At 71.6% G+C, this 24705-nt stretch carries 22 protein-coding genes, 2 tRNA genes and 1 pseudogene; 12 read left to right on the top strand and 13 right to left on the bottom strand.

All coding sequences use genetic code 11. The features are described 5' to 3' along the window. Positions 1-88: 88 nt before the first annotated feature. Positions 89-162 (bottom strand) — tRNA-Pro (locus IH48_RS0131340). Between the two features lie 95 nt (positions 163-257). Between IH48_RS0131340 and IH48_RS0131335 the strand changes: the two genes are divergently transcribed. Further along, the gene (locus IH48_RS0131335; protein ID WP_030912385.1) at positions 258-749 is read left to right on the top strand and encodes a DUF309 domain-containing protein; all 492 of its coding nucleotides are present in this window, start codon (positions 258-260) and stop codon (positions 747-749) included. Between the two features lie 39 nt (positions 750-788). Here the strand turns inward: IH48_RS0131335 and IH48_RS0131330 are convergent, their stop codons facing one another. From IH48_RS0131330 to IH48_RS0131320, 3 genes are read right to left on the bottom strand one after another with little or no spacing between them, the layout of a single operon-like run. Then, positions 789-1424 carry a LutC/YkgG family protein gene (locus IH48_RS0131330; protein WP_030912382.1) on the bottom strand — a complete coding sequence of 212 codons (636 nt, stop codon included), beginning with the start codon at positions 1422-1424 and terminating at the stop codon, positions 789-791. Next, positions 1421-2881, bottom strand: coding sequence for a lactate utilization protein B (locus IH48_RS0131325; protein WP_051840930.1), 1461 nt, complete (start codon positions 2879-2881; stop codon positions 1421-1423). Before IH48_RS0131325 ends, IH48_RS0131330 begins: the two co-directional genes overlap by 4 nt. Continuing rightward, entirely contained in the window at positions 2878-3597 is a 720-nt protein-coding gene (locus IH48_RS0131320) for a (Fe-S)-binding protein (protein ID WP_030912376.1), read from the bottom strand. The genes IH48_RS0131325 and IH48_RS0131320 overlap by 4 nt, the downstream gene beginning before the upstream one ends. A 213-nt stretch (positions 3598-3810) precedes the next feature. Here IH48_RS0131320 and IH48_RS0131315 point away from each other — a divergent pair, with 213 nt between their 5' ends. Further along, complete coding sequence (locus IH48_RS0131315; RefSeq protein WP_051840928.1) at positions 3811-4062, top strand: DUF5133 domain-containing protein; 252 nt, start codon at positions 3811-3813, stop codon at positions 4060-4062. Next, positions 4059-4292, top strand: a pseudogene (locus IH48_RS37710) (MarR family transcriptional regulator); the annotation flags it as partial. The gene IH48_RS0131315 and the pseudogene IH48_RS37710, both read left to right, overlap by 4 nt. 22 nt (positions 4293-4314) lie before the next feature. On the opposite strand, the gene IH48_RS0131310 reads toward IH48_RS37710, so the two are convergent. Then, positions 4315-4749, bottom strand: a complete 435-nt coding sequence (locus IH48_RS0131310) for an STAS domain-containing protein (RefSeq protein ID WP_324604339.1) — start codon at positions 4747-4749, stop codon at positions 4315-4317. 167 nt (positions 4750-4916) lie between these two features. Continuing rightward, positions 4917-5432 (bottom strand): MarR family winged helix-turn-helix transcriptional regulator, encoded by a 516-nt coding sequence (locus IH48_RS0131305; RefSeq protein WP_030912368.1) that lies wholly within the window; start codon positions 5430-5432, stop codon positions 4917-4919. Between the two features lie 75 nt (positions 5433-5507). Between IH48_RS0131305 and IH48_RS0131300 the strand changes: the two genes are divergently transcribed. Then, positions 5508-6674 carry a PP2C family protein-serine/threonine phosphatase gene (locus IH48_RS0131300; RefSeq protein WP_030912363.1) on the top strand — a complete coding sequence of 389 codons (1167 nt, stop codon included), beginning with the start codon at positions 5508-5510 and terminating at the stop codon, positions 6672-6674. 27 nt (positions 6675-6701) lie between these two features. On the opposite strand, the gene IH48_RS0131295 is transcribed toward IH48_RS0131300, so the two are convergent. From IH48_RS0131295 to IH48_RS0131280, 4 genes are all read right to left on the bottom strand, one after another. Further along, on the bottom strand, positions 6702-7175 hold the full coding sequence (locus tag IH48_RS0131295) for an ATP-binding protein (protein WP_030912360.1): 474 nt from the start codon (positions 7173-7175) through the stop codon (positions 6702-6704). Between the two features lie 102 nt (positions 7176-7277). Continuing rightward, positions 7278-7727 (bottom strand): response regulator, encoded by a 450-nt coding sequence (locus tag IH48_RS0131290; RefSeq protein WP_030912357.1) that lies wholly within the window; start codon positions 7725-7727, stop codon positions 7278-7280. After that, positions 7724-9304 (bottom strand): sensor histidine kinase, encoded by a 1581-nt coding sequence (locus tag IH48_RS0131285; protein WP_078850179.1) that lies wholly within the window; start codon positions 9302-9304, stop codon positions 7724-7726. Before IH48_RS0131285 ends, IH48_RS0131290 begins: the two co-directional genes overlap by 4 nt. A gap of 65 nt (positions 9305-9369) precedes the next feature. Further along, a complete protein-coding gene (locus IH48_RS0131280; protein WP_030912351.1) occupies positions 9370-10614 on the bottom strand; it encodes a SpoIIE family protein phosphatase in 1245 nt (414 codons plus the stop codon). Between the two features lie 262 nt (positions 10615-10876). Between IH48_RS0131280 and IH48_RS0131275 the strand changes: the two genes are divergently transcribed. Together IH48_RS0131275 and IH48_RS0131270 are read left to right on the top strand one after the other, a co-directional pair. Further along, positions 10877-11323: an ATP-binding protein gene (locus IH48_RS0131275; RefSeq protein WP_051840926.1), complete on the top strand. Its 447-nt coding sequence runs from the start codon at positions 10877-10879 to the stop codon at positions 11321-11323. A 286-nt stretch (positions 11324-11609) separates the two neighbouring features. Then, on the top strand, positions 11610-12425 hold the full coding sequence (locus IH48_RS0131270) for a helix-turn-helix transcriptional regulator (protein WP_030912346.1): 816 nt from the start codon (positions 11610-11612) through the stop codon (positions 12423-12425). Positions 12426-12455: 30 nt separating this feature from the next. On the opposite strand, the gene IH48_RS0131265 is transcribed toward IH48_RS0131270, so the two are convergent. Further along, the gene (locus tag IH48_RS0131265; protein WP_030912344.1) at positions 12456-13856 is read right to left on the bottom strand and encodes a cellulose binding domain-containing protein; all 1401 of its coding nucleotides are present in this window, start codon (positions 13854-13856) and stop codon (positions 12456-12458) included. Between the two features lie 268 nt (positions 13857-14124). Between IH48_RS0131265 and IH48_RS0131260 the strand changes: the two genes are divergently transcribed. The 5 genes from IH48_RS0131260 to IH48_RS0131240 all read left to right on the top strand — a co-directional run bounded on the left by IH48_RS0131260 (position 14125) and on the right by IH48_RS0131240 (position 19647). Then, positions 14125-15411, top strand: a complete 1287-nt coding sequence (locus tag IH48_RS0131260; RefSeq protein WP_030912341.1) for an extracellular solute-binding protein — start codon at positions 14125-14127, stop codon at positions 15409-15411. Further along, complete coding sequence (locus tag IH48_RS0131255; RefSeq protein ID WP_078850170.1) at positions 15398-16399, top strand: carbohydrate ABC transporter permease; 1002 nt, start codon at positions 15398-15400, stop codon at positions 16397-16399. The genes IH48_RS0131260 and IH48_RS0131255 overlap by 14 nt, the downstream gene beginning before the upstream one ends. Beyond that, a complete protein-coding gene (locus IH48_RS0131250) occupies positions 16396-17250 on the top strand; it encodes a carbohydrate ABC transporter permease (RefSeq protein WP_051840924.1) in 855 nt (284 codons plus the stop codon). The genes IH48_RS0131255 and IH48_RS0131250 overlap by 4 nt, the downstream gene beginning before the upstream one ends. A gap of 124 nt (positions 17251-17374) precedes the next feature. Next, positions 17375-18883, top strand: coding sequence for a beta-N-acetylhexosaminidase (locus IH48_RS0131245; protein WP_051840922.1), 1509 nt, complete (start codon positions 17375-17377; stop codon positions 18881-18883). Then, positions 18880-19647, top strand: coding sequence for a GntR family transcriptional regulator (locus IH48_RS0131240; RefSeq protein WP_199810040.1), 768 nt, complete (start codon positions 18880-18882; stop codon positions 19645-19647). Before IH48_RS0131245 ends, IH48_RS0131240 begins: the two co-directional genes overlap by 4 nt. A gap of 31 nt (positions 19648-19678) precedes the next feature. Here the strand turns inward: IH48_RS0131240 and IH48_RS0131235 are convergent, their stop codons facing one another. Next, a complete protein-coding gene (locus IH48_RS0131235) occupies positions 19679-22462 on the bottom strand; it encodes an NPCBM/NEW2 domain-containing protein (RefSeq protein ID WP_158710383.1) in 2784 nt (927 codons plus the stop codon). 197 nt (positions 22463-22659) lie between these two features. Here IH48_RS0131235 and IH48_RS0131230 point away from each other — a divergent pair, with 197 nt between their 5' ends. Further along, the gene (locus tag IH48_RS0131230) at positions 22660-24504 is read left to right on the top strand and encodes a glycoside hydrolase family 15 protein (protein ID WP_030912323.1); all 1845 of its coding nucleotides are present in this window, start codon (positions 22660-22662) and stop codon (positions 24502-24504) included. Positions 24505-24600: 96 nt separating this feature from the next. Here the strand turns inward: IH48_RS0131230 and IH48_RS0131225 are convergent. Beyond that, positions 24601-24674: transfer RNA gene (locus IH48_RS0131225), tRNA-Pro, on the bottom strand. Positions 24675-24705: the final 31 nt, after the last annotated feature.

Genomic DNA, 24705 nt, shown 5'->3' with positions numbered 1-24705 from the left:
GGTGCCGGTCCCCACCTGCTCCCCAAGAATGATCAAGGCCCGGTTTCTGACACCTCCGAAACCGGGCCTGACCTGCGACTGTCTCCAGTCGGGACGACAGGATTTGAACCTGCGACCCCTTGACCCCCAGTCAAGTGCGCTACCAAGCTGCGCCACGTCCCGATGCGCGTGTTCGCGATACGTGATCACGCGCGTCACACGATACCTCACTCGGCAGGTGCGCCGGTCCCCCGCCGACTGCGGGCACAATCGGGCGTATGGGTGAGCGAGAGCGGGACGCCAGGGACCGGGACACCGAGGGCCGGGCGCGCAACGCGCGCCCGCGGGACGGGCTCGGCAGGCCGCTGCCGTACGGGGCCCCGGGCGTGGAGCGCCAGCCCGAGGGCGTGGTCAGGGCGGCGCGGGAGAGCGTCGCCGAGGCGCAGCGGCTGCTCGACGCGGGCATGCCCTTCCACGCGCACGAGGTGTTCGAGGACGCCTGGAAGTCGGGCCCGCCCTCCGAGCGTGCGCTGTGGCGCGGGCTCGCCCAGCTCGCCGTGGGGCTGACGCACGCGGCGCGCGGCAACGCCAGGGGCGCCGAGCGGCTGCTGCTGCGCGGCGCCGGGAGTCTGGAGGCGTACGGGGACGGCCCGGCGCACGGGCTCGATCGCGCGGGTGTCGTCACCTGGGCACGCGGCCTCGCGGCCCGCGTGGGTGCGGACGGCGGGACGGTGGATCCTGCCGCCGAGTCGCCCCGGCTGCGGGCCTGACCCGCGCCGGGCCCGACCCGCGCCGCAGCGCCGGCTGCGTCAGCCCTCGACGAGGATCACTTCCAGGGTGCGCGGGCCGTGCACGCCCTCCACGCGGTCGAGCTCGATGTCGCTGGTGGCGGACGGGCCGGAGATCCAGGTGAGCGGCCTGGTCTGGTCGAGTCGCGGCATGGCCTGCGGCACGCCGCCGACGACCTGCTCAGGGGCGCGCACCACGCAGATGTGGTGGTCGGGCACCAGGGTGATGCGGCGCCTGCCCTGGTCGGGGCCCGCGTCCAGGACGATGGTGCCCGTCTCGGCGATCGCCACGGCGCAGCCGGTGACGACGGAGTCGACCGCGTCGAGCTCGGCCGCGGTGGTCCCCGGCGCGTCGGGTACACGCGTCACGTCCGTCGCGGCGAGCCAGGGTTCGGGCAGCCCGGGTGGTACGGCCACGGACCGGCTGCCGTGCTCGGCGAGCAGGCGCGCCACGAGGGCGGGCAGGCCCGCCGCGTCCGAGCGGTGCACGAGCGCCCGGTAGTCGGCCAGGTTGTCCGCGAGCAGGTCCACGCGGCCGTCCTCGGGCGTGTGCGTGTCACGGTAGGTGCGCGCCGGCCCGGGCGCCTCGGGGGCGCCGTCGACGGCGGCGCGCACGCGCGCGAGGATCCGGTCGCGGGACGGCGAGGCGGGGCTCACGATCCGTCGTCCTTCCTGCCGCCCGCGGGGGCGGCGCCTCGGGTGCGGTTGCGGCGCCACCAGTCGCGGAACGACTCGGGCGGCATCGGGGGCAGGTCCCGGCTGTTGGTCCAGGCGCCGGCGCCCGGCAGGCGCGAGGGGTGCAGCCTTCTGGTGGCGGTGGCCGCGCGCTCCCCCGCCGCGAGGGCTCCGGGGTGCTCGAAGACCCAGCCGGCCGCCTTGATGGCGGCGCGTTCGAGGAAGTGGCCCCTGCAGCCCTGGTGCGCCACCCGGTCACGCAGGTGGACCAGCACCTCGGGGATGTCGATGGCGACGGGGCACACCTCGTAGCACGCGCCGCACAGCGAGGAGGCGTACGGCAGGGACGCGTCGATCTCGCTGCCGGTTCCGCGCAGCTGCGGGCTGAGGATCGCGCCGATGGGCCCCGGGTAGACGGAGCCGTAGGCGTGGCCGCCTGCCCGCTCGTAGACGGGGCAGACGTTGAGGCAGGCGGAGCAGCGGATGCAGCGCAGTGCCTGCCTGCCGGTCTCGTCGGCCAGGGTGGCGGTGCGGCCGTTGTCGAGCAGGACGAGGTGGAAGGCGCTCGGACCGTCGCCGTCGGTGGTGCCCGTCCACATGGTGGTGTACGGGTTCATGCGTTCCGCGGTGGACGAGCGGGGCAGCGTCTGGAGGAAGACCTCCAGGTCCCGCCAGGTGGGGACCACCTTCTCGATGCCCACGACGGAGATCAGCGTCTCGGGGAGCGTCAGGCACATCCTGCCGTTGCCCTCGGACTCGAAGACGGCCAGGGTGCCGGTCTCCGCGACCATGAAGTTGGCCCCTGAGATGCCCACCTTGGCCCGAAGGAACTTCTCCCGCAGGTGGAGCCTTGCCGCCTCGGCCAGCTCGCCGGGCGCGTCGGAGAGGCCGTCCGGTGCGGCCCTGCCCCACTTGCCCATCTCCGAGGCGAAGATGGTCCGGATCTCGCCGCGGTTGCGGTGGATCGCCGGCACCAGGATGTGGGACGGCCGGTCGTCGCCGAGCTGGACGATCAGCTCGGCGAGGTCGGTCTCGTACGCCGAGATGCCCTCGGCGGCGAGCGCCTCGTTGAGCCCGATCTCCTGCGTGGCCATGGACTTGACCTTGACGACCTCGCTCTCGCCCGTGGCCTTCACCAGGTCGGCGACGATGCGGTTCGCCTCGGCCGCGTCGGCGGCCCAGTGCACCACGCCGCCCGCGGCGGTCACCGCCTCCTCCAGCTGGAGGAGGTAGCGGTCCAGGTTGCGCAGCGTGTGGTCCTTGATCTGCTTCCCGGCCTCGCGCAGCAGCGCCCAGTCGTCGAGTTCGGCGACGGCCTTCGCGCGCTTGTCGCGGATGGTGTGGGTGGCGTAGCGCAGGTTGCCGCGCAGCGTCTCGTCGGCGAGCGCGCTGCGCGCGGCCGTGGGGAAGGAGGGCATCCCGACGAACGTGCCGGTCATGACCAGGGCTCCTCTTCGGTCGAGGCGAGGATCTGCGCGATGTGCAGGGGGCGCACCGCCTGGGCCTCGCGGCTGAGGACGCCGCCGATGTGCATCAGGCAGGAGTTGTCCCCGCCGCACAGCACCTCGGCGCCCGTGGAGACGGCGTTGTGCGCCTTGTCCCGGCCCATCGCCGTCGAGACGTCGGCGTTCTTGACGGCGAAGGTGCCGCCGAAACCGCAGCACTCCTCCGCGCCCGGCAGCTCTCTGAGTTCGATGCCCTTGACGGCGTTCAGCAGCTTGCGCGGGCGGTCCCCGAGGCCGAGGAGCCGCAGTCCGTGGCAGGAGGGGTGGTAGGTGACGGAGTGCGGGAAGTAGGCCCCGACGTCGGTCACGCCCAGCACGTCGACCAGGAACTCCGTCAGTTCATACATCCGAGGTGCGAATGCGGCGGCGGCGCTGTCGCCCATCGCGGGGTAGTGGTCGCGCACCATGGCGGCACAGGATCCCGACGGGGTCACCACGTAGTCGTAGCCGTCGAAGACACGTGCCGTGCGGTGTGCGAGGGGGACGGTCTCGCGGCGATAGCCCGTGTTGTACTGGGGTTGCCCGCAACAGGTCTGCGCTTCGGGGAAGTCCACTTCCACCCCGAGGCGCTCCAGAAGACGCACCGTCGCAATGCCGGTGGCCGGGTACACGGCGTCATTGACGCAGGTGACGAAGAGAGCGACGCGCATGGGGCGAGCATATGCCGGGCGCGCCGGGCGCAGAAGAGGTCGTTCCGCGTGACGGGACGTCAGACATCCGACCGCTGCACCGGTCCGCCGCGGGCAGGGCGGTGGCGCTGTGACGACCGGCACGCGCAGGCGCAGGCATGACCGGCCCGCGAACGGGAAGGTGCCGCAGCAACGTCCCCTGCGGAGCCCGCGGGAGAAAGGCAGGCACACGCCGTGCTGATGGCTCACCCGACGATGCTGCGCCACCTTGTCGCACAGTACGAGACCGCGCGCGCCGAGCACGCCCGGCACAGCACCAGGCAGACGGCCCGGCGCCTCGATGACGCCACCTACACGCTCTGCGTGTCGACGGGCACCCGCTCGGCCGCCGACGCGCTCGCGGTGGCGGCCAGGCGGCTCGCCGCGGCCGGCGGCGGCACGGGCGCGGGTCCCGCGGACACGCCGGGCGGCCTCGCCGCCGTGTGACGAGCCCATGGGCGGCCGTCGCCCACGACCTCCCGCGGAAACGCTCAGGGAGGCCGCCGAAACGCCGGCCGCCCCGCCGGCTGCGGATCCTCCTGCTCATCGGGCGCCGGCCCGGGCTGAACCTCACGGGTCTCGCCGGATGCCTGGGGGTCGCCATGCCGCGCGCCGGCAGGCTGTGCGCGTCCATGGAGTCGGACGGCCTCATCGAGCGCCTGCCGGTGCGGCAGGACCGCAGGGAGATCGGGCTCGTGCTCACCGCTCGCGGCAGCGGCCCTGCTCGCGGACTACCGCGCGTTGCGCGCCGACGGGATCGCCGGCTCCCGGGACCGCTGAGCCGTCCGTCAGCGCCGACGCCACGGTGCTGTGCACCGACAGCGCCGCCCCGAGCCCGATCACGTCGAACAGCCGCTGGATGAACGCCGACGGCGTGGCGATCCTCAGCCGGTCTCCGAGGTTCTCGCGGGCCCGCAGCAGCACGTTGACCGTCGTCGAGTCGGCGAAGGTGACACCCGACAGGTCGAGGACGACGGCCTGGCCCGCACCGTCCCGCGCCACCCGGCCGAGGGCCTCGGCAAGAGGCGCGACGGTGTCCAGATCGAGTTCGCCGCCGACGGCGAAGACGACCGCGGCACCTTCCTGGCGGGTGATCAGGTCCATCGCCCTGTCGGCGCTGGGGTGAGGAAGCACGGTGTCCCTTCGGACGTCGGCGACTCGGCGTGAGTGGCCCCACGATAGAATCGATAGTTGTCATTTGACAACATTCTCTGGTGGGCAACAATCTGTTCACCGCTTCCGCGCGCCGACCGTCGCGCCGGAGGTAACGTGCCCGTACCAGGAAGTGGGGCTGAATGAAGCTACGCGCTGTCCGCCACCCGGCGCTGCCCGGCGTCGGCGGGTGCGTTGCCGAGCTCCCCGAACCGCTCCCCCGCCGCGGCGCGGAAGGCGCTGAGCCCCTCGGCGAGTGTCACGACGTCCGAGGGCTCCATGTGGTCGAGCACCAGCTCCACCTCACGGGTGCGGAAAGCCCGGTACTCGTCGAGGAGCGTGCGGCCGCGTCTGCTGAGCCGCAGTTCCACCTCGCGTCTGCTGGTCGGGCTCGGCGAGCGCGCCACGAGCCCCATCGCCTCCATCCGGTCGCAGAGCCTGCTGAGCGACGACGGACGGGATCCGAGCACGTCGCTCAGCGTGCGCAGGTTCGCACCCTCGTAGGCTTCGATGACGAGAAGGGCACGTAGTTGCGACGGCGACACCGGCCCCGAAGGCGCCGCCTCCTGGCCACGGCCCCACAACACCTCCAGCAGCTCGGAGGCGGCGCGGGCGGCCATGGCGACCTGCTCGCGCTGGTGCGGCTGAGCCGTGAAGCGGGACATCGATCCACTCTTTCATCCGGCACGGGTCTTTGTCAGCCCAGACGGATTCGCCCTGAGAAGAAGGCCTGAACCACAGTGACTGTACTGGCGGACATCGAAAGATCGGTCCGGGCAGCGGCCCCGCACGCGCTGGTGGACGTGGTACGCGACGCGCTCGTGGCGGAGTACGGAGCCTCGTTCGTGCGCCTCTACCTGGCCGATTACGGGCTCACGGTGCTCAACCCGGTGGACGATGCCGGCGCCGAGGGCGCGCTGCCGCTGAGCAACAGCCCCGAGGGGCGTGCGTTCGGCAGCCAGGAGCCGCACGAGCGCCAGGTGCGCCACGGGGACGAGGTCGACCACCACCTCCCCGTCACCGTGCGTGGCGACCGGCTCGGCATCCTGACCGTGCGGCTGCCGCAGCAGCGCTCGACGGCCGAGGCCGTCGACGAGCTGTCCAGGGTGGCCGTGCTGCTGGGCCACGAGATCCTGGTCGCGGAGCGCGACACCGACCTGTACCGGCGGGCGCGCCGGGTGAGCCGGCTGACGCTCGCCGCGGAGATGCAGTGGGAGCTGCTGCCCGGTCGTGCCTGCGAGGCGACCGAGTACGCGGTCGGCGCGCAGCTCGAGCCGGCCTACGCGATCTACGGAGACAACTTCGACTGGTCGGCCGACGGCCGGTCCCTGACGCTCGCCGTCACCAACGGGATGGGCGAGGGCATCGGGGCCGCCCTGCTGACCAATCTGGCGGTGAAGGCGCTGCGCAACGCGCGCAGGGCGGGCATCGGCATCGCCGACCAGGCCGCACTCGCCGACCAGGCGCTGTACGAGCGGTACAGGGGCGCGCAGCACGTCTCGACCCTGCTGCTCCGCATCGACCTGGCGTCGGGGCGCGCGCAGGCCGTGGACGCGGGGTCGCCGCAGCTGTGGCGCCAGCGCGGCAGGAGCGTCGAGCGGATCGATCTCGAGGCGCAACTGCCGCTCGGGATGTTCGAGGAGTCGGACTACACGGCGCAGACGCTCCGCGTGGAGCCGGGCGACCGGATGGTGTTCGCGAGCGACGGCGTGTACGAGGCGCTCTCGCCGCGCGGCGACGTGTTCGGTGAGCGCGCCCTGGCGAGGGCGATCGCGGCCACGAGCCTGCTGCCGGCCGCGATGGTTCCGGACGCCGTGCTGCTGGAGCTCGCCCGTTATCGTGACACCGAGACCCAGGACGACGCGCTGGTGGTGTGCGTGGACTGGTTCGGCCCCGGGGGCCGCTAGAGCGCCTCCGGCATGCCGCGCCTGCGGCTACGCGCCGTGCGGGAAGTCGAAACGCGCGCTCACGCGCTTGCCGACGGGGACGACCTCGGCCGTGACGGCGTCGCTGACCGCGCGGACGATCTCCATGCCGTGGCCGCCGAGCCGCGACGGGTCGGGCGGGAAGTGGCGCGGCAGCGTCGCGCTGCTGTCGTAGACCGTCACGGTCGCGTACCCCGCCGTGCCCTCGAGCTCGATCAGGTAGGGGCCGTGGCTGTGCCGCTCCGCGTTCGTGACGAGCTCGCTGACGACGAGCAGGACATCGTCGCGCGTGCGGTCGTCGAACGGGGCCAGCCACTCGGCGCCCAGCTGCTGGAGGAACCGGACGGCCAGCTCCCTGGCCGCTGCTATGCAACCGGGTTCCCCGCTGAATTCCGCCGCCCTTCTGAGGCAATGTGTCGGCTGCACCCACGACTCCGTACCGGCGGGCGCAGTCGCCCCTGAGACGGACATCTGTTCGTTCATTCGCTCCTGCCCGCGCACCTGTAGGCGTCCGGGTTCCCCCCTGTTCGTTCCCGCTTATGCCCCCTCACGCCCATCTCATGCACACGCGTTGCATGGCACGGATCACGGGCGCCCTGGCAGCCTGACCACGCTCACGAAGAACTCGTCGATCTGGCGCACCGCGGTGATGAACCGGTCGAGGTCTACCGGCTTGGTGACGTAGGCGTTGGCGTGCAGCTTGTAGCTGCGCAGGATGTCCTCCTCGGCCGAGGACGTGGTGAGCACGACCACGGGGATGAGCGCGAGTTCCGGGTCGGTCTTGATGTGCTCGAGCACCTGTCGCCCGTCGTAGCGCGGCAGGTTGAGGTCGAGCAGGACCAGGTCGGGCCGCGGGGCGTCCTCGTGCGGGGCACGCCGGTGCAGGAAGTCCAGCGCCTCCTGGCCGTCGCGCACGACGTGGAGGGCGTTGTGGATCTTGTTGTCCTCGAACGCCTCGCGCGTCATCAGCTCGTCGCCCGCGTCGTCCTCGACCAGCAGGACCTCGATCGGCTTCGGCTGCGCGGGAACGGTCATGTCACTGCTCCTGGCGGGGGCGGGGTGGGGGACGGTGCGGTGAGCGCGGCGGTTGCGGCCGCGAGCTCCGCCGCGTGGTGCTGGGCGCCGGATTCGGCGGGCAGGTGGAAGTGGATGGCGGTGCCGCCGTCGGGCACCGGCTCGAGCCAGATGCGCCCGCCGTGGAACTCCACGATCTTCCGGCACAGGGCGAGGCCGATGCCGGTTCCCTCGTACTCGTCCCGCGCGTGCAGGCGCTGGAAGATGATGAACACCTTCTCCGCGAACTCCGGGGCCACCCCGATACCGTTGTCGGTGACGCTGAGGTGCCACACGGACCCGTCGCCCGTCCCGGGACCGGCCTCCTCGCGCACGCAGCCGACCACGATCCTGGCGGGGCGGTCGGGGCTGCGGAACTTGACGGCGTTGCCGATGAGGTTCTGCCACAGCATGGCGAGGGTGGTGGGGTCGCCGTGCACCTCGGGCAGGACGGCCTCCCGTACGACGGTGACGTCGTTCTCCTCGATGACCAGGGCGAGGTTGCCCAGCGCGCGCTCGAACGAGGCTTCCAGATCGACGGCCTGCCAGGCGTCGTGGACGCGGCCGACGCGGGAGAAGGTCAGCAGGTCGTTGATGAGCACCTGCATGCGCTTGGCGCCGTCCACGGCGAAGTCGATGTACTGCCTGCCCCGGTCGTCCAGGCTCCCGGCGTACCGCTTCTCCAGGAGCTGGCAGAACGAGGCGACCTTGCGCAGCGGTTCCTGGAGGTCGTGCGAGGCCACGTAGGCGAACTGCTCCAGTTCGGAGTTGGAGCGGCGCAGCTCCTCCGCCTGGTCGGCGAGGAGTTCCTCGCGTCCGGTGCTCTCCTCCAGTTCCTCGACGAGGCGCGCCCGCATGTCCTCGACCGCCGCGCCGACGGCCCTGAGGTCCGACGGGCCGCCGACCTCGATCCGGTTGCGGAAGGCGCCGGCCCGTACGCCGTCGGAGGCGGCGCGCAGCTGGCCCAGCGGCCTGCCCACCATGGCGTGCAACAGGTAGCCGAGCGCGACGACGGCGGCCACGAACAGGATCAGCATGCACAGGAAGACGATGTCGCTCACGTGCCTGGCGTGGTCGAGGCGGGCACGTGCCTGGTCCCGCGCCGCGTCGAGGTGGTGTGTCTGGGTCGCGAAGCGCCTGCGCAACCCGTCGAACCGGTCCTTGCTGCGGTCCATCAGGGTGCCCGACGCGGTGAGCCTGCCGCTCGTCTTGACGCGGGCGAGCACGGGTACCGCGATGTCGCGCCGCCAGGCGGCGGCGGCGCGGGTGATGGCGTCCGCGTCGGCCAGCAGCGCGGGGTCGTCCGAGACCAGGGCGCGCACGGTGCGCGTGTGGACCCGCTCGCTCGCGAGACCGTCCGTGTAGGGCTGGAGGAAGGAGTGGTCGGCGGTCAGGGCGTAGCCGCGCAGCCCGGTCTCCTGGTCGAGCAGGGACTTCTGCACCTGAAGGACGGCGGCCCTGGCGGGCTGGATGCGGTCGGAGAGCTCGTCGCTGCGTGCGTTGGTCCGGGATATCAGCGCCGCCCCGACGGCGGTGCAGCCGACGACCACGAGGACCATCGCGGCCAGGATGAGCCGGCTCCAGCCCTGCACGGAGAGCCGCTCCCTGATGAGGTGCCACAGGCTCAAACCGCTTCTCCCCAGCCGAGGTGAAGCACGGCGACGTCGTCGGCGAGGCCTCCATAGGGCGCGGCGCCGGCTGCCGCCTCGCTCACCAGCGCGTCGACGAACAGGCGCGCCGGGAGGGCGCCGTGGCGGCGGGCGACGTCGAGAAGCCCGTCCTCGCCGAGCCGGGTCGAGGGTCCGGTGCGGCCCTCGAACAGGCCGTCCGTGAACAGGACGACGTGGCCGCCGGGCGGCAGCGGCACCGTGGACTCGCTCCAGCGGCCGGCCCCCGGCAGCAGGCCGAGCGCCATCCCGGCCCGGGGCTCGACCCAGGAGACCTCGGAGCCGTCCCGGACCAGGAGGCCGGGGTGACCGGCGCGGACGACGCGCACCTCGGTGCCGCCCGGTGGGAAGACGAGGGAGGTGACGGTCGCGAACACGTGGCGGTCGGAGCGCTCCGCGACCAGGATCTCCTCCAGGAGCCTGACCTGTTCCAGCGGGGCGGTGCCGCACAGGACCGCGGTGCGCCAGGCGACGCGCAGGCAGACCCCGAGGGCCGCCTCGGCCGCGCCATGGCCCGACACGTCGCCTATGACCGCGTGGACGGTGCCGTCCGCGGTTTGCACGACGTCGTAGAAGTCACCGCTGAGCAGGGCGTGGGCACGGCCCGGCTCGTAGCGCGCGAACGCCTGGAAGTCCTCGTCGCGCAGCAACGGCACCGGCAGCAGGCCGCGCTCCAGGCGGGCGTTCTCCCGCGCCATCAGCTCGCCCGCGCGCAGGGCCGCGGTGGCGCGTTCGACCTGCTTGCGCTGGAGGGCGTAGCGCACGGCGCGGCTGAGGACCTCGGGGTCGAGGCGGTCCTTGACGAGGTAGTCCTGGGCGCCGGTGGCGACGGCGGTGAGGCCGGTCCCGCCCTCGGCCATGCCGGTGAGGACGACGATCGCCGCGTCGGGCGAGCTGCCGACGATGCGCGTGACGGCGTCCATCCCCTGGGCATCGGGAAGGTGCAGGTCGAGCAGGACGCAGACGGGGCCGGCGCGGCCGGCGAGGTGCTTGTGTGCCTCGGTGACGGTCTTGCACCAGGTGAGCGGGGAGCGGAGGTCGCTGTCCGCGAGCATCTCCTCGACGAGCAGCGCGTCTCCCGCGTCGTCCTCGACGAGCAGCAGCGCGGCGTCGACCGCACCCAGCGAGGCACGTGCTCCGGCGACGGCCTCCTGCGCGGGCAGCCGACCCGGGGTGCTCGCCTGTCCGCGTCCGGGCCGCAGCTGCGGCGACGCGGGCCCAAGGGGCGCCTCAGCCACGTTTTCCCCCTCAGCCAGGCGGCGCCCAGGGACGACGTCGCTCTCCGCCGGGAAGCATATGCGAAGCCCGCCCTGCCGGGCCCCGGGCCGCCGGATCCCGCCCGAAGCTTTTTGTCATATGCCAAAAACATATACGTGGCAGCGTGCGCGCAACGCAGGCGTCAGCCGGCGCTCCAGCGGGCAGACGCAGCCAAAGGAACGCAAGCCACGAGAGGGAGGTGTCGCGATGACACTCCTGGTGCCCGCCCCGGATGCCGGGGCGCAGAACGCCGTCATGGACTCCGCACCGCCGGCCGCGCGGCCACTGGACGCGCAGCCGCACTCCGCGGGCGAGGCGCGTGATCTCGCGGCGGCGTATCTGGGCGGCAGGGACGTGGCGGTGCCGGGGCCGGTCGCGGACGACGTGCTGCTCGTGGTGTCCGAGCTCGTCACGAACGCGTTGCGGCATGCGGGCGGCGTGAGCGGAATGCGGGTCGCCGTCACGCGGGCCGGTGTGGAGGTGACGGTGCGGGACGCCTGTGGCGAGCGGCCCGTGGTGCGCGGCCGGGGCGGTGACTGGCTGCCGGGCGGGTACGGCTGGCCCATGGTGTCGCGACTGGCCGAGGTGGCGGTGATCCCGCTGGGGACGGGCGGCAAGCTGGTGCGGGCCACGGTCCCGGTGGCGGGCCGCTGACGCCTGCCCGCGGCCGTGCGTGACGGCCGCGGCTCCCCCGTCGGCGGCCGACTGCCGCGGCGGGTGCCGGGGCCGCTCGCAATGAGTGCCGGCACCGGCCGCGGCCAGTGGCCGCGCGCCGCGGAGGCTTTCGCCCCCCGCTTCCCCCCAGAACCGGTTCGCGGCGCGCTGTGCGACCAGCATGACGCAGTCTGGGCCGCATTTCTTCGGACGGCTTCTCTTACGAATTACCTTGTGAATAATGTGAGTCCGACGGACCTTTCTTCCCCCCGGAGGGCCACCGGACATGCACAAGAAGGCGCTGAGCGCCATGCTGCGCGAGCGCCGTGCGCGCATCACGCCGGAGTCGCACGGGCTGGCCCGACCGACCGGGCAGGGCAGACGGGCGCCCGGACTCTCCCAGCAGCAGATCGACTTCCTGCTGAACCGGGCCGTCCACACCTACCACCGCCTCGAGTCGGGCACGTACCACAACCCTCCCGTCTCCCTGCTGAGGGAGGTGGCGCAGCTGTTCGGCTTCGACGAGCAGGAGTGGGTGTCCTTGTGCCGCTACGCGCGGGACGAGGACCCGCCGGGCCCCCTGCGCCCCTCGGCGGGCAAGGAGATACCCGGCATGTGGCAGGACGCCGTCGAGGGCATCCTGCACCCGGCGTACATCACGGACGCCTCGTGGGACATGCTCGCGTGCAACAGCGCGTTCACGCAGATGGTGCCGGGCGGCCGTGCGCCGGCCAACATGATGCACTTCATGCTGCTCGACCCCGACGGGCGCGAGGTCCTCAGCGACTGGGAGACGGCCTGGGCGCCGCTGCTCGTCCCGCAGTTGCGCGCCGCGCTGGTCGCGCGGCCCGGCGACGCGGTGCTGCGCCGGATCGAGGCGGAGGTGCTCGCCGATCCGCTGGCGGCCCCTCTGTACGAGGCCGGTGGCGCGGTCATCCACCCGGACGGCGACGAGCGCCCCATCAGGCACGTGCGGCAGGGGCCCGGCTGGCTGCGCATGTGCGCGGCGCAGCCGCTCGCCTCCCCCGGCGCGCGGCTGATCATCCTGATGTACCGGCCGGGTGCGCGCCATGACGGGACGCCGGCGATCCGGGCCCACTGACGCCGGTGCGGGCCCGGTCGGGCACGTGCCTCAGGGGCTCGGCACCGTGTCCGTGAAGTGCGTTCCGGCGGATTCGTACCCGTTCACGGCCGCGTCGACCTGGCTCGGGGTGAGCGTGCCGGTGGCGTTGTAGTAGACCCAGTTGACCTTCTCGTCCCAGCTGCGGGCCCCCGTGAACGGCAGGTCGATGAACCACTCGTTGAAGTCGATCGTCATCGGCTCGCGCGGGTAGTACTTGCCGGTGGTGGAGAAGTACTCCTGGCCGTCGACGTAGTAGGTGACCGTGCCGTCCGCCACCGTCATCTGCAGTGTGTGCCAGCCCTGCAGACTGCTGACCACGTTGTGGGTCTGGCGGTCCATCGCGTCGGCGCTGTACCAGCTGGTGGTGTAGAGCGTGGGCCCGGGACCGCCCCAGCCGCCGTTCGGCAGGTACTCGTTGTCGAGTTCGCTGTAGAGCGAGTTGTCCGGTGTGATGGTGTAGAAGGTCTCGTTGACGTGGTCGCCGTCCTGCCCGGAGGTCGGCGCGTCGTTGAAGTACACGCGGGCGGCGTACGTGCCCTCCTGGAACTTGCGCTGCGTGGTGTCGACCTCGGCCTGCCGGGTGCCGGCCGCGGTGCCGTCGGTCGTGGCGCGCAGCCGCATCACCTTGCCGCCCAGTGCGGTGGAGTCGGACGGGAAGCTGACCGCGTCCGCCGACCAGGTGTTCTGGATGCCGGGGCCGCCGGATCCGGTGCGTACGCTCCAGCCATGGCCGGCGAGGGCGGGGTCGTCCGGGCCGGTGTAGTGGAAGTCGTCGAACAGCGCGGTCCCCGAGGGCGGCGGGTTGTCGGGGGGCGGTGTCGTGCCACCGCCCCCGCCCGAGGTGGAGCCGTCGGGGTTGGTGCCCCAGACCTGGTTACCGTCCAGCGACGCCGTCACGTGGTCCGAGGCCGTGTAGGTGGTGTCGGCCGCGTCGAACGAGTAGTCGTCGGCCTGATCGACGCGCTGCCAGTCCGTCCGGAACAGCCGTAGCTGGAGGTCGCCCGAGGAGCCCCCGGCCGGTATGGAGCCGCCGGTGAAGGTGATCTCGAGGTAGTGGTCTGCGGTCGCGGTCGGGTTGGGCATCTTGACCACACTGCCCTTGACATTGCCGCAACCCACCTGCGCCCAGGCGCACGCGAAGGTGTAGGAGCCTGTGGTGTCGGCGGTGAAGTAGTAGCGCAGCATGACCCGGTTGAGGGCGACGGCGCTGCCGGTGTTGTTGTGCACGGCGAGCCAGGGTTCTGCCTCGTCGGCCTGAGCGGCCGTGGCGGTCTTGTACTGGACCGTCAGGGCCGGTGTGTCGGCGTGGGCGGGGCTCGTGGCGATCAGGCCGGCGGCGGCGCACACCATGGCCGATCCCGCGACGAGTGCCCGGCGCAGAGCGCGCGGACGGGTGGGGGCGTACTCCATCGGAACTCCTGCTGAGGAGAAGGCGGAGGTGCAGGGATGGCGTCCGTGACAGGGTCACGTTTCTTACCACTGGTCATTTTCTGATGCGATGACAAGCCCAGGCTGACGCCTCTTCCGTAAGCCGTCAACCCTTGGAATATCAGGAATCTGCATCCGATCCTGAGCATTGACATTACCAGTGGTCAGGTTGGAGCCTCTTCTCATCGACAGCAGACGTTGCCGAAGACGGCTCCCGGACCGCCCGCCACGTCGCCTTGAGGAGACACCCATGCGCAGATCCGCCCTGCCCGCGACCGCCGTTGTGCTCGGCCTGGCACTCACCGCCTGCGGCGGCAACGGCTCCACGGAGAAGGCCTCCGCGGGCGGTGACCGCACCCTGACGGTGTGGCAGATGGACGGCGACCTCAGCCCGCAGGCCGTCGCCGCCATCAACAAGCGCTTCGAGAAGGCCACCGGCGCCAAGGTCAAGGTCGAGATCCAGGAATGGAACAACATCAACACCAAGATCAGCACCGCTCTGGCCCAGGACGACGCACCCGACGTCGTGGAGATCGGCAACACCGACGTGCCGCTCTTCGCCGCCACCGGCGCGCTCACCGACATCACCGGGCACCGATCCGACCTGGCCGCCGGGGGGACCTGGCTCGCCGGCCTCACCGGTCCCGCCACCGTCGGGGGGAAGCTCTACGCCGCGCCGCTGTTCGCGGGCAACCGCGCGGTGATCTACAACAAGGAGATCTGGCGCAAGGCCGGCGTCACCGAGCCACCGGCCACGTACGGGCAGCTCACCGCCGATCTCGACAAGGTGAGGGCCGCGAACTCCAGCGCCGACTTCTCCGCGTTCTACTTCCCGGGCAAGTACTGGTACGGGGCCCTGCAGTTCGTCTGGGACGCCGGCGGAAAGATCGCGGTGAAGTCCGGCGGCCGGTGGCGGGGAACACTCTCGGACGCCAAGGCGCAGGCCGGGATCGCCCGGTGGAAGCACTTCCAGAACACCTATTCGACCCCCGCGTCGCGCAATGTCCTGACCACCTCTCCCGACCAGTCGGCGGTGTTCGCGCACGGCAAGGCCTCCGCCGTGCTCGACACGACTGTCAACAAGATCCTCAAGGACAACCCCGCCATGAAGGGCAAGCTGGGCACGTTCCCCTTTCCGAGCGCGACGGGCAGCGGCAACCAGCCCGTCTTCCTCGGCGGTTCCGACCTGGCCATCGCCGCACGCGGCCGCCACCAGGACCTGGCACTCGCCTACCTCAAGACCGCGACCGACCCGTCCGTGCAGGCGTCCGTCGTCGTCGGGATGGACCACTGGACCCCGATCTCCACCCAGATCATCGACAGCACGCAGGCCAAGCTCCCGGCCCTGTCCAAGGCGTTCACCACCGCCGCCAAGAAGAGCGTGGCCACGCCCGCATCACCGGGCTGGGCCACCGTCGAGAGCGACCAGTCCATCAACACGCTCTTCGCCGATGTCGCCACCGGCCGCAAGACACCCGCCGCGGCGGCGAAGGCGTTCGACACCCACCTGGACCAGGCCCTCAATGCCGCCCAGTGACACGGTCGCCCCGCAGCGGCGCGCCCTGCGCGACTCCCCTGCCGGCGAGCCGCCGGGGCGCGAGGAGGTGTCCGCCCACGCGGCCGCCGCTGCCTCCCGCCGCGCGCGACTGGTGCCCTATGGGCTGCTCGCGCCCGCCGCCGCCGTCCTCGGCCTGCTGGTCGGGTATCCACTCGTGCGGCTCGCCGTCATCTCCGTGCGGGACTACGGCCTGCGCGCCCTGTTCACCGGCCGGGCCGGCTGGGCGGGGCTCGCCAACTACCGTGCCGTCCTCGACGATCCGCAGCTCGTCCCCGTGCTGGTACGCAGCGCGGCGTTCTGCGCGGCGCTGGTGGCCGGCACCCTGGTGATCGGCCTCGGCACCGCGGTGATGCTGCGCGGCCTCGGGCGGGTCGCCCGTACGGCCGTGACGCTCACACTCATCGCGTCGTGGGCCATGCCCAACGTCGCGGCGACCCTGGTGTGGCAGTGGCTCTTCCAGCCCGGGTACGGCGTTGTCAACTGGTGCCTCACGCAGCTCGGCTGGTTCGGCGACCTGACCCAGCACGACTGGACCGCCCACGCCCTGACCGCGTTCGCCATGGTCTGGCTGCTGGTGGTGTGGCAGTCGGTACCGTTCGTCGCCCTCACCCTGTACGCCGGCCTCACCCAGATCCCGCGCGCCTACTACGAGGCAGCGTCCCTCGACGGGGCGGGCGCCTGGCGCTCGTTCCTCGTCATCACCGTGCCGTTCCTGCGTCCGGTGCTCGGCCTGGTCACCGTCCTGTCCGTCATCTGGGACTTCAACGTGTTCAACCAGTTGTGGATCCTCACCCAGGGCGGTCCTGGCGGGTCCACCACGACCCTCGGCGTCTGGTCCTTCACCAAGGCGTTCAGCGCCAACTCATTCGGCCAGGGCGCGGCGATCGCCGTCTTCTCGGTCGCCGTCCTCGCGGTCCTCACCGCCGTCCACGTACGCGGTCTGGTACGCGCCGGGGAGGAGTGGTGAGCCGCCGGGGGGCCGGCCGCACGGCGGCACGCCGCGGGCGCAGGATCGCGCTCAACACCACGGCCGGGCTGTTCTGCCTCCTGTGGATCTTCCCGGTCTACTGGATGCTCAACACCGCGCTCACGCCCTACGCGAGGATCGTCCGGCCGACGCCGAGCTTCCTGCCGTCGCCGCCGACGCTCGCGAACTTCTCCGACGCGGTGCACCAGCACGGCTTCCTCGGCGATCTGCGCAACAGCCTGCTGGTGACGTGCACCGTCATCGTCGTGGCACTGCTCTTCGCCTTCGTAGCGGCCGTCGCCCTGACCCGCTTCCGCTTCCGCGGCCGCCGATCGTTCCTGGTGGCCGTGCTCGCGGTGCAGATGGTGCCGCAACCGGCGCTGATCATCCCGCTGTTCCTCAGCCTGAAGAGCGCTCACCTGCTCAACCACCTCGCCGGTCTCGTCGGCACCTATCTGGCACTTGTGCTGCCGTTCACCCTGTGGACGCTTCGGGGGTTCCTGGGTGGCGTGCCACGCGAACTGGAGGAGGCCGCCATGGTGGACGGCGCGGGGCGTGTCACCGTCATGCGCCGCATCCTGCTGCCGCTCGTCCTGCCGGGGCTGATCGCCACCAGTGTGTTCTCGTTCATCACCGCCTGGAACGACTACCTCTTCGCCTACGTGATCATGAAGGATCAGAGCGGCTACACCCTCCCGGTGTGGCTCGTCTCCTTCTCCACCGGTACGGGCACCGACTACGGCGGCCTGATCGCCGCGTCGGCGCTGTTCTCCCTGCCGGTGATCGTGTTCTTCATGCTCGTGCAGCACCGTCTGGTCGAGGGAATGACGGCGGGCGCGGTGAAGGAGTGACGCACGCACGCGCCATGAACCGCGGCCGCCGGGCGCACGACCACCGGGCGCACGGACCGCCCGCGGCGGGAAGAGCCCGCTGCCCACGCCACCGTACGCACGCGCGTCACCGGAGGAAGCCCTCGTGATCATCCCTCAGCCCGCCGGACTGCGCCGGATGCCCGGCCGCCTGGCCCTCGCACCGTCCATCCGCCTGGAGGCCGGCCCCGGCGCGGGCCCCGCCGCCGAACTGCTCGCCCACCACCTCGGCCCCGGGCGTCCACGGTCCTTTGCAGGGACCCCGCTGCGGCTCGCGCTGCGGCCGGGCGGCCCGCCCGAGTCGTACCGCCTCGTGGTGGCGCCCGGAGGGCTCGACCTGACCGCCCCGGCGCTCCCCGGGCTCCTGCACGGGGTGCACACGCTGCGCCTGCTGATGGACGAGGACGGCAGCGGCTGGCCGTGCGTCGACATCGCCGACGCGCCCCTGATGCCGCGTCGCGGTGTGCTGCTCGACGTGGCCAGGCACTTCATGCCCCTGGACTTCCTGCGTTCCTTCGTCGACGAACTGGCCCTGCACAAACTCAACGTGCTGCACCTGCACCTCACCGACGACCAGGGGTGGCGCATCGAGGTCGGGACGCGGCCGCGCCTGACGGAGATCGGCGCCCGGCGCACCGAACCCGACGGCTCCGTGCACGCCGGCCACTACACGAGGAAGGACCTCGTGGCGCTCGTCGAGCACGCGGCGTCCCGCGGCGTCGAGATCGTCCCGGAGATCGACATGCCAGGACACGTACGCGCCGCTCTCGCCGCCTATCCCGGCGTCGGCAACGATCCGCGGGGCGGTGTGACGGTGTGGAACGGATGGGGTGTCAGCGAGGACGTCCTCGCCCCGCACGACGGGTCGCTGGACTTCCTGCGTGACGTCCTCGACGAGGTGGCGGAGATCTTCCCCTCCCCCGTCGTCCACATCGGCGGCGACGAGTGCCCGACCGTCCAGTGGGAGCGCAGCCCCGCCGCGGCCTTGCGCGCGCGGGAAGCGGGCCTGGACGACCCCAGGCTGCTGCGGTCGTGGTTCGTCGCCCGCTTGCACGAGCATCTCACGCGCCTCGGCCGGCGCACCGCCGTGTGGGACGACGGGTCGCGCCTGCCGAAGGGCCGCCTGCCGGCCGACGCACTCCTCACGGTGTGGCTCGACGCGGCGCACGCCGCGACGGCCGTGGCCCGCGGGCACCAGGTCGTCATGGCCCCCCACACCGCCACGTACTTCGACTACCGCCAGAGCGACGGTCCCGACGAGACGCCCGCCCCCGGGCATCCCGTGACCACGCTCGCCGACGCCTACGCGTTCGAGCCGCTCGCCGGCGGCCTGCCCGCGGCCGACATCCGGCGGCCCGGACAGGCCGGAGTGGTCGCCGTCCAGGCCCAGTTGTGGACCGAGTACGCGCCGACCCCCGACCATGTCCGCTACCTCGCGTACCCGCGCCTGTGCGCGTTCGCCGAGGCCGCGTGGTGCGCCGAACGCCCCGGTTTCGCGGCGTTCCGCTCACGGCTTCCGGCGCACCTCGGCGTGCTGCGCTCGATCGGCGCCCTCGCGGGCCCGGGGCCTCGGTGGCAACGGCCGGGCGAGGCGGCTGAGAGGATGAAGCGGTGAGCAGCACCCAGCGCAGGGAGGCCGGCATGCCGACGGTCCGACGACCGGCCACGGCGAAGAGGGACCTGGTCCGCCGCCATCTGGTCGACATCATCGAGAGCGCGGGGCCCGGCACGGGGCTGGCGTCCGAGCGCGATCTCGCCCTCGAACTCGGCGTGTCCCGGCCCACGGTCCGTGCCGCGGTCGAGGAGCTGATCCACAGCGGGCTGCTGGTACGCAGGCACGGCCAGGGCACGTTCACCAGCCCGCACAAGGTCACCCAGGAGCTGGCGGGCACGACCACCAACGGCATGGCCGTGCCGCCCGCCGAGGGCCACTGGACGAGCCGGATCGTCTCCTTCCGCACCACGCAGGCCGGGCCGACGCGCGCCCAGCGGCTCGAGATGGCGCCCGACGAGCCGGTGCGGCGCGTCACCCGGGTGCGCCTCGTGGACGACGAGCCGATGGCCATCGAGCACCTGGAGCTCCCGGCCGCGCTCGTCCCGACGCTCACCGCGGCCGACCTGGAGCAGGGAAACTTCTACCAGCTGCTGAGGGAGCGCTTCGACATCCGTGTCCGCGACGCCCTGCAGACCTTGGAGCCGACCGTCACGAACCCCGAGCAGGCCGAGCTGCTCGGGGTCTCCGTGTACGCGCCCGTGCTCCGTGTCGAACGCACCACCCGCGACGTGCTCGGCCGCGTCGTGGAGCTGGCCCAGTCGTTCTACCGGGGCGACCGCTACCGCATCACGTCGAAGCTGCGATTCGACGACGCCTCGGGCTGAGCCGGGCCCGGCCCCACCGACCGGGCCCGGCTCAGCCCGAGCAGGTGAGGGTCGGCGCGGCCCAGTCCCCGTGGTCGTAGGCGTTGCCGTCACCGGCGTCGCCGACCACGAGGTCGAGGGTCCCTACGCCGGTGAGGTCGGCCGTGAGCTGCTGCGCGGGGTCGCCTCCCTTGATCGTCTTCGTGGCCGCCAGGGTCCTGCCGTCGCCCAGCACGCTGAACGTCATGGAACCCGAGCTGCCCGCGTCGTCGTCATTGCCTACCGTGGAGGTGAACTTCGAGCAGTTGCCGCCGAGGTAGACGGTGACGTCGCTGACCGAGTTCGTGCCCAGTCCCTTCGGGTACACGGTGCCGTTGATGGTGAGCGGCCCACCGTCCCCCGCGTTGGTGCCGCCCACGGACTCGTCACGCTCGACCGGGCCCCAGCCGTTCGTCGACGCGACGAAGTCGAGGTCGCTGACGTCATTGACACCGGAAGGCGGGGGCGGGTTGGTGACCGCCACCTGCGCGTCCTGCCGCAGCCACTGCGCCACGCCGCCCTGCGCGAAGGTGGCGGTGGCGCTGATCGTCGCGGTGGACGCCTTGTCGGTGGGCGCCGTCAGCTGCCAGGAGGCCGACGCGCTGCCGCCTGGCCTGATCGAGCCGAACACCTGCGGCTGCGCGTCGAAGGTGAAGCCGGGCGCGTCGAGGCTGATGTTGACGCCTTCGGCCGCCTTGGCGCGCTTGGGCACCGAGACGGTGGTGGTGACGGTCAGTGTCTTGCCTCGCCGCACGCTCTTGGCCGACGGTGTGACGGCCAGCGCGGCCGTCGGCCTGGCTGCGCGGACCTTGGTGAAGGAGAGGTTGTCGAACTGGTCGGTGTCGTACGAGGTGAGCCCGAGCCCGCCCTGTCCGGCGCTGTAGCTGCTGTCGTCCACCACGCCGATGCTCTTGCCGTCGACGGAGGCGGTGATCCGCGATCCGCTGAACGACAGCCCCAGCCGGTGCCACCTGCCGGTGCCGAGCGGTGCGGTGGCCGACCTCGTCAGGACGGTGTGTTTCCCGTCGGCGTCGCTCTTGAAGATCGTCCATGCGCCGGTGTCGCTGATGCGGAAGTAGTAGCCCTGCTGGTGGGACTGGGGGCGGTTCTGCTTCCCGGCGCGGCCGATGAGTTCGACGGTGCCAGGCTTGGCGAGTTCGACGTCGGAGTGCATGGAGTAGTTCGTCCACGACGGGTCACCGACGAGTGTGAAGGCATCGGAGTCGTCCTGCCATTCGATCGGCTTGACCGGCGCCATCTGCTGCAGGCACATCCCGCGGCGTCCCGCGGTGCACTTCTGCACCTCGAACGACCCCTGCATGTCGGAGACGTACCGTGCCTCGGTGCCTGCCGCGTCGCGGTCGAAGTCGTCCTTGTAGGGGAGCGACAGCGGGTGCGCGGCGGGCGCGGTGGCGGTCCCCTTGCCCTGTCCTGTGGTCGTGGTGACCGTGTAGATGTATCCGGGCTTCATGGTCAGCGCGTATGTGCCGTTGGACGAGGGGGTGATGTCCTGCGTGTGGACGAAGTCCGTTGCCGGGTCCGGGTGGTTGACGTCGGTGGCCCAGACGTGGACGGTGCCGCGTGACAGGCCGCCGCCGACCGTGAAGTTCGCGGTCTGCGCCGCGGTGGCCGTGGTGGTCTCCAGCACGGTGGAGTAGTCCTTGCCGTCCGGCGACTTCAGCGTCACGTAGCTGCCGTTGGACTCGGAGCCGCCGAGGTGGCCCGATCCGGCGTCGATGAACTTCCAGCCGGGCTTGGCGAACTGGGTGACCTGCGCGGTCGCCCAGGTGTTCTCTCCGATGCCGTAGTGCCCTGACCAGGGCGAGCCCGCGGTGGCCAGGCCGACCGTGGAGTACGGCAGGTTCGGGTAGATCGCGGCGATCAGGGGCCAGTTGAAGTAGCTCGTCATCTTCGCGTCGACGTACCCGCGGGTGATGGAGCGGATCAGCGCCGGGGCGCCCGTGTTCATGTCCTGCGAACCGTTCTCGCTGGCCCACAGCGGCTTGCCGTTGTCCTGCGCGGTCTTCGTGCTGGAGCAGCTCGTCGCCGGTCCGCCGTCGCCCTGGCAGGGGTAGTGCGCGCCGATGATGGAGACCGCGTCGTTGAACGCCTTGTCCTTGGCCATGTCGTCCGCGACGTCCCAGCCGCTGTCGTCGGCGACGATCTTGATCTTGGAGTAGCCCGCGTCGTTCAGCGCGGAGCGCAGCTGCACGTACCAGTCGGCGTCGTGGCCGCGCTCGTTCCAGCCGCCGAGGTACTTGATGTCCAGGCCGTGCTGCTTGGCGCAGCCCAGCCACGTGATGAGGTAGTGGATGGTGTCGGTGGACCAGAAGCCGCCCTTGATCCAGCCGGGCGCCGACCACGCCAGCCCGTACAGGCCGATGTCCGGGTTGCGCTTCTGCGCCTGCTTCGCCAGCCAGAACTCGTACCCGGCGTCGCAGTTGACGCTGCCCTTGCTGTGCTCGATCGACGGCTCGGAGCCGTCGGTGGAGTTGGCGTCGCCGCCGATCTCCAGCTTCAGCAACTGCAGGCCGGCGCCGTAGCCCGGCTTGAAGAGGTAGTCGAGGATCTGGTTGCGCTGGGCGGCCGGGTAGTCCGTCAGCAGACGGGAGTTGCCGCCTCCTCCGCTGATCGCGCCGATGCCGTCGAAGGTGCGTCCGCCCTTGCTCCCGTCGACGCTGATCGACGTGGCGGAGTCCGCGTGGGCGGGGGCCGTGCTCGCCACCAGCAAGGCGGCGAGCAGCGCGAGGATCCACAGGGGGATCAGATTCCGTACATGCTTCAGCGCTATGGGCACGGCTGAGACCCCTTCACTCCGGAGTGATGCGAGACAGCGTGCCTATCTGTTGGATAAGTCGTCAATATCGCGAACAATAAAACACAATCAAACATCGGCGAGCGAGGTTTCCGCACCGGCCCCGCTGCGCTTCTCCCCCGCCCCGCCTATCGTGGCCCCGAAAGCCGTGCCATCCGCCCACACCGAAGCGAGCGACCATGGACCGCTATCCGCCCATCGCCGACCACGGCCTCGTGGGCGACCTCCAGACCACTGCCCTCGTCTCCGGCAAGGGCGTGCTGGACTGGTTCACGTCACCCCGCTTCGACTCGCCCAGCATCTTCGCGGCCCTGCTCGACCACGACCGGGGCGGCTGGTTCAGCCTGGCGTCCGACGAGCCGGAGGCGACGTGCCGGCAGCTGTACTACCCGGACACCGCCGTCCTGGTCACGCGCTTCATGTCGCCCCGAGGAGTCGGCGAGGTCCTCGACTGGATGCCGCCCAACCCCTCGGGACCCGCCACCGACCGGCACACGGTGATCCGCGTGGCCCGGGCGGTGCGCGGCACGGTCGACTTCACCCTCGACTGCCGCCCGCGCTTCGACTACGGGCGCACTCCGCACGAACTGACCCTGGGGCAGGACAGCGCGGCCTTTCGCACGGCCGGCGCCGCCGTCCACCTCCAGGCCACGTTCCCGCTGGAGCGTTCGGGTGATGACGCCCGGGGTCGCGTGACCCTGGACGCGGGCCAGGCCGCCGGCGCCGTGCTCACCGCCTGCGCCGGCGGCGACGCCCCCGCGCCGCCGACCGTCGAGGGCCTGACCGAGCAGCTGTGGGACGCGGTGAACTTCTGGCAGGACTGGGTGCGCACCTCCACCTACCGCGGCCGCTGGCCCGACATGGTGCACCGCTCCGCCATCACCCTCAAGCTCCTGACCTACGCGCCCACCGGCGCCCCGGTCGCCGCCGCCACCACCGGCCTGCCCGAGCAGATCGGCGGGGAACGCAACTGGGACTACCGCTACACCTGGATCCGCGACGCCTCCCTGTCGGTGCGCGCCCTGCTCGACCTCGGGTTCGTGGAGGAGACGGCCGCCTTCACCGGCTGGCTCGGCGACCGCCTGCGCGACCGGCTCGACCTGCCGGGCGAACGCCTGCAGATCATGTACCGGGTCGACGGCGCCCCCGACCTTCAGGAGGAGGTGCTCGAACACTTCGAGGGCTACCGCCGCTCGTACCCGGTCCGGGTCGGCAACGCCGCCATGGACCAGCTCCAACTCGACATCTACGGTGAGGCGTTCTACGCGCTGGCCGAGGCCCGCACGGCCGGCATCCAGGCCGGCTACCACGCCTGGAAGGCCGCCGCGGCGACCCTGGACTGGCTCGCGGGGACCTGGGACCGGCCCGACGAGGGCATCTGGGAGACCCGCGGCGGACGCCAGGACTTCACGTACAGCCGGGTCATGACGTGGGTCGCCTTCGACCGCGGACTCACACTCGCGCAGGACTTCAGCCGCCCCGCCGACATCGAGCTGTGGCGGCGCACTCGCGACTCCGTACTGGAACAGGTCATGACGCGCGGCTGGAGCGAGCACCAGCGCGGTCTCGTCCAGCACTACGGCAGCGACGTGCTCGACGCGTCCCTGCTGCTCATCCCCCGGGTCGGCCTGCTGCCGCCCAGGGACCCCGCGTGGCTGTCCACCCTCGACGCCATCGACCGCACGCTGGTCCGCGACAGCCTGGTCCACCGCTACGACCCGGCGGCCTCACCCGACGGCCTGCGCGGGTCAGAGGGCACGTTCAACCTGTGCAGCTTCCTGCACGTCGACGCGCTCGCCCGCGCCGGACGCCGGCAACGGGCCCGCTACGCCTTCGAGAAGATGCTCACCTACGCCAACCACGTCGGCCTGTTCGCCGAGGAGGTCGGCCCCTCCGGGGAGCAGCTCGGCAACTTCCCGCAGGCCTTCACACACCTGGCCCTGATCATGGCTGCGACCACGCTGGACGAGGTGCTCGACAACGCCGCGGGCACCGCGCAGAACGCCCGCCGCCCGCCCCGTTGAGCATCGGCGCGGGTCGCTGTGCGGCTGCCGGGAAACGATCGAGGGCCGACTTCGGAGTCACTCCGAAGCCGGCCCTCGATCTGCGACTGTCTCCAGTCGGGACGACAGGATTTGAACCTGCGACCCCTTGACCCCCAGTCAAGTGCGCTACCAAGCTGCGCCACGTCCCGATGCCCGCATGACCTGGGGTTTTCCCCCGGC

Source organism: Streptomyces sp. NRRL F-5126 (assembly GCF_000721265.1).
Lineage (GTDB): Bacteria > Actinomycetota > Actinomycetes > Streptomycetales > Streptomycetaceae > Streptomyces.
Note: the sequence above shows the minus strand (reverse complement) of the source record. Positions and strands in the feature narration are given on the sequence as shown.